This window comes from Erythrobacter sp., from assembly GCF_023653175.1.
Taxonomy (GTDB): Bacteria; Pseudomonadota; Alphaproteobacteria; order Sphingomonadales; family Sphingomonadaceae; genus Erythrobacter.
The window spans coordinates 1-4,583 of sequence record NZ_JAMNXL010000236.1 but is presented as its reverse complement, the minus strand read 5'-3'; the positions used below and the strand labels follow the sequence as shown (position 1 = coordinate 4,583).

The 4,583-nt window shown below is 66.7% G+C and carries 6 protein-coding genes; all 6 read left to right on the top strand.

The genetic code is table 11. The features are described 5' to 3' along the window. Positions 1-634: hypothetical protein (locus NBV68_RS17950; protein ID WP_296312554.1), on the top strand; the 634-nt coding region annotated here is incomplete at its 5' end. Positions 635-729: 95 nt separating this feature from the next. Continuing rightward, positions 730-1,503, top strand: coding sequence for a hypothetical protein (locus NBV68_RS17945; protein ID WP_296312552.1), 774 nt, complete (start codon positions 730-732; stop codon positions 1,501-1,503). Positions 1,504-1,585: 82 nt separating this feature from the next. Beyond that, positions 1,586-2,587, top strand: coding sequence for a quinolinate synthase NadA (gene nadA / locus NBV68_RS17940; RefSeq protein WP_296312550.1), 1,002 nt, complete (start codon positions 1,586-1,588; stop codon positions 2,585-2,587). 105 nt (positions 2,588-2,692) lie between these two features. Further along, a complete protein-coding gene (locus NBV68_RS17935) occupies positions 2,693-3,229 on the top strand; it encodes a CbrC family protein (RefSeq protein ID WP_296312548.1) in 537 nt (178 codons plus the stop codon). A gap of 5 nt (positions 3,230-3,234) precedes the next feature. After that, a complete protein-coding gene (locus tag NBV68_RS17930) occupies positions 3,235-3,588 on the top strand; it encodes a hypothetical protein (protein WP_296312546.1) in 354 nt (117 codons plus the stop codon). 85 nt (positions 3,589-3,673) lie between these two features. Then, positions 3,674-4,583 (top strand): DUF2254 domain-containing protein (locus tag NBV68_RS17925; protein WP_296312544.1); only part of this gene is annotated, 910 nt, incomplete at its 3' end.

Here is a 4,583-nt window from a genome sequence, read left to right as displayed (position 1 = left end):
TGCGGTGATCGAGCGCGCGCTCGACGTTTTCGGCACGCCGGCCTTCCCGGTCGACGGGTTCGCGACCTTCGAAAGCGTGTGCGATACCGTCAACCGCCTGTCGGTGCGGCACGGGCTCGACGGGGTTTCCGCCATGGCCCGCCCGCCCGGCTCCCCGCCGCCGACCCCTGACGAGCTGCAGGTGCTGACGGGCAAGGTGGTGGCGCTGCAAACCCGCAACGCCGCGCGCTTCCCGGACGCGATCACCGTGCTGGCGGGCGGCGGGATGCGCTGCATGGTCAAGCACTTTCCCGCGATCACCGCCTTTCTGGCCGAGCTGCCCGAGGCCGAGCTTACGCCGACCCGGCTGAAAGGTGCCGACGGCATGCGGCGCGGCGGCGCGCAGGCGCTTTTGGGCTTCATGACCGCGCTGCGCGAACCCGGCACCACTCCTGCCAACAAGGCCCGGGTCAGTGCCTATGTCGCCGAGGTCGCCGCACCGCTTGCCGCCGTGCTGACGCCGCCGATGCGCGCCGAGCTTGCGGCCACGCTCGCCACCCTGCCGCCGACGCAGGACTCCGAGGTGCTGGCGACGACCGAGCTGCTCAAGACGGAGCTGGCGGTCACCACCTGCGAGGGGCTGTGCCGCTACTGACGCGCAGCAGCGGGCTTGGCGGCTGACAGAGCGGCTTGCGGCCCGCGCGCTTTCATGATCAAACCTCTCGAGACAGCGAGATGGGGGATCATCGCATGGCTACCACAGCAGCACCGCAGCGCACGCCGGTAGAAGGCGCGCGCTTCTTCACAATCATGATGTTCGCGATGGCGAGCGTGATCATCGCCGGGTTCTCGCTCAACCTCGCGATGGGCCGGTCGAGCTTTGCAGCGCCGCTCGCCTTCCATGTCCACGGGTTGATCTTCATGGGCTGGCTTGGGCTGGCGCTCGCGCAGGTGGTGACCATCGCCAGCGGCAACATCGCGCTGCACCGCCAGCTTGGCAGGATCGCCTATGTCTATGTCCCCGCCATGATCGCGGCCGGGGCGATGATCATCCTCGTCTCGGTGCGCGGGAGCGGCGGGCCGTTCTTCTTTGCCCAGAACGAATTCCTGATCAGCAACATGGCCGGGCTGCTGGTGTTCGGCGTGCTGGCGCTGTGGGCCTTGCGGGCGCGGCGCTATTCCGGCTGGCACCGGCGGCTGATGCTGGTGGCGATGAGCGCGCTGACCGGCCCGGGCCTCGGCCGCCTGCTGCCGATGCCGCTGCTGATCCCCTACGCCTGGCCCATCGCGGTGTCGGCGAGCTTCGTGTTCGGGGCAATCGCGATCATCGTCGACTGGCGCAGCAATGGCCGGGTGCATCCGGCCTATTGGTGGGGCATGGGGATCAATGTCGGCGGCTTCCTTGCCTCGATGCTGCTCGCCTATTCGCCGCTCGGCTATGCCATCACCGAGGCGGTGATCGCCGGCACCCCGGGGGCCGAGCGCCCGATGGGCCCGTTCCTGCCGCCGGGCTTCACGATGTAGGGCGAGAGGCCCCAAGCTTTTCGCTCGAAAATCGCGTGCGCGCGCCTATATCGGCGTCTCCAGAGTCCAAGGGGATCCGACGATGAGCCTGCTGACCCGCAACCCCACCGGCGCCGACCTGCTCGCCGAGATCGACCGCCTCCGTAAGGAGAAGAATGCGGTGATCCTCGCGCATTATTACCAGACGCCGGACATCCAGGACATTGCGGACTTCGTGGGGGACTCGCTGGAGCTGTCGCGCAAGGCGGCGGCGACCGATGCGGACGTGATTGCCTTTTGCGGGGTCAAGTTCATGGCCGACACCGCCAAGATCCTCTCGCCGCAGAAGACCGTGATCCTGCCCGACATGGACGCCGGGTGCAGCCTTGAAGACAGCTGCCCCCCCGCCAAATTCCGGGCTTTTCGCGAAGCCCACCCCGATCACATCGCGCTGACCTACATCAATTGTTCGACCGAGGTGAAGGCGCTCTCGGACGTGATCGTCACCAGCTCCAGCGCCGAGACGATCCTCGCGCAGATCCCGCCCGAGCAGAAGATCATCTTCGGCCCCGACCGGCACCTGGGTGGCTATCTCAGCCGCAAGTTCAACCGTGAGATGCTGCTGTGGCCCGGCGTGTGCATCGTCCACGAGGCCTTCAGCGAAACCGAGCTGCTGAAGCTCAAGGAGCAATACCCCGGCGCGCCGATCGCCGCGCACCCGGAATGCCCGCCGACGATCATCGACCACGCCGACTATGTCGGCTCGACGAGCGGCATCCTGTGCTTCGCCAAGACCTTCCCCGGCGACACGCTGATCGTGGCGACCGAGCCGCACATCATCCACCAGATGGAAAAGGCGCTGTCCGACAAGCACTTCATCGGCGCGCCCGGCGCGGACGGGAACTGCTCGTGCAACATCTGCCCCTACATGGCGCTGAACACGATGGAGAAGCTCTACGTGGCGCTGCGCGACCTCAGCCCGCAGATCGAGATCGAGGAAGGCATCCGCCTGAAGGCCAAGCGCAGCCTCGACCGCATGCTCGACATGGCGAGCGGGACTGTGGGGATGGGCGATCTGGGCAAGGTGCATTTCAGCGGGGATTGAGGTATGGCGCGGTTTCCAAACCTTTTTCGGCCTCCAATGCCACCGGGAAGCGACGCCAAAGAGCGGTTGCGGCGGTCAGCGCCGCCGCCTCCGGACAACCCGACCTTGCCCGCATTCACCTACTTCACACCGGCCGCGCTCGATGCGGTGGTCAAAGCCAGTGACGAGGTCTGCGACTGCTGCGGGCAGCGCCGCGGCCATCTCTATACCGGCCCGTTCTACACCACCGCGCGCGAGGTCGAGTTATGCCCGCACTGCATCGCGGATGGTTCGGCAGCCGCGAAGTATCAGGGCTCCTTCAACGACATCATCGTCACGTTCGACGGTCAGGTGATCGACGCGGAAGCGGCCAGAGCACCGCAATCCGTCATCGACGAGCTGCTCCACCGCACGCCGGGCTATCAGTCCTGGCAAGGCAATCGTTGGGCGTTCCACTGCGGCGATGGCGGCATCTTTCAGGGCGATGCCACAGACGAAGCGATCAGCAACGCCAGCAATGAAGCCAAGGACCATTTCGATCACATCAATGGCCGGCCCAGTTTCGACGAGCTTTTCGGTGCGGACCCGCGCCACCGCCCTTCGACCTATCACTTCAAGTGCCGCCAGTGCGCGATGGACCTGTTCCTGTGGGACATGGACTAGGCCAAGTGCACCGAGCGCTTCGCCTGACCGGGTGGATCGCCGGCAGCCTCGTGCTCGTCGCATTCTTCTTCGCGCTATGGGCAAGCCTTCTAGTGCGCCAGGCCGTTGACGACGGAGCCCTGTCACGCCCCGTCTATTCCTGCCTGTCCCGCCCCGATGTCGACCGGCTCGCCGATGTCTCCCAAAGGGCGTTCATCCGCGGCATACAGGGACACCTCGCCAGCCAGCGCGCCAACAGCACCGCGTGGCACTGGTACGGCCTGATCGCCAATATCGGTGCCCGGGTCAGCTTTTCCGAGGCCGAGCAGGTGGAAGCAATGGGACCGATGATTGCAGCATTGCCGCCCTGCGTGCGCTAGGCCCGCGCCCGGCTGACTGTCATCGCGGCACAAACAACACTTCGCCCACACGGACCTTTTTGCCCATCCGGCGGTTATCCCCTCCATGAGCGCCAAAACCCGCTTCCAGTGGGCGCGGCTCACCGCGAATTACTGGTTCTATCCTGCGCTGTTCTCGATCCTCGGGGCAGGGCTGGCGATTGCCATGATAGCGCTCGACAGCAGCGGGATCGCGAGCGGGTTGGGCGAGGCCGAATGGTTCCTGCCCGCCCGGCCGCAAGGGGCGCTCACCATGCTTTCGGTGATGGCCGGCAGCATGATCGCGGTTGCGGCCACGGTGTTCTCGATCACCATCGCCGCGGTCGCCTATGCCAGCGGCAATTACGGCCCGCGGCTGCTCACCAATTTCATGGAGGATCGCGGCAGCCAGCTCAGCCTCGCCACGCTGATCGGCAGCTTCGTCTATGCCGTGGTGGTGCTGCGCGCGGTGCGCGGCGAGGACGAGACCGCGGCGCTGGCCGGGGCGGTGATCCATGGCGCGGCCGGAAGCGCGGAGGCCGCCCTGCCGGGGTTCGTCCCGCAGATCTCGCTCGCGGTCGCCTATGGGCTGACCGCGCTGTGCGTCGCGGTGCTGGTGTTCTTCCTGCACCACATCCCCTCCTCGATCCGCATCAATATCGTCCTCGAAGGGATCGGGCGGCGGCTGCTGCGGCTGATCCGCGAGACCTACCCGCAGGAGGGCGATTTTCGCGATCCGCCCGAACCGCGCGGCGGGACACCGGCGCTGGCCTGGACCACGGGCTATGTGCAGCTGATCGAGTTTGACGCGCTCGACAAGGCGGCGCGCAAGGCCGGCTGCGTCATCTCGCTGCGGGTGCGGACCGGCGATTTCGTCCATCGCGGGCTGCCACTGGTCGATATCGCCGGCCCTGCGCCGGGTGCTCTGGGCGAGGTGCTGCGCGAGGCCTTCACCATCGGCCCGGTGCGCACCCCCGAACAGGACCCGCAATTCCTGA

What these genes read in the sequence shown, in the direction of transcription:
- nadA (WP_296312550.1), top strand. Translation starts at nt 1,586, where the DNA reads ATGAGCCTGCTGACCCGCAACCCCACCGGCGCCGACCTGCTCGCCGAG.
- NBV68_RS17945 (WP_296312552.1), top strand. Translation starts at nt 730, where the DNA reads ATGGCTACCACAGCAGCACCGCAGCGCACGCCGGTAGAAGGCGCGCGC.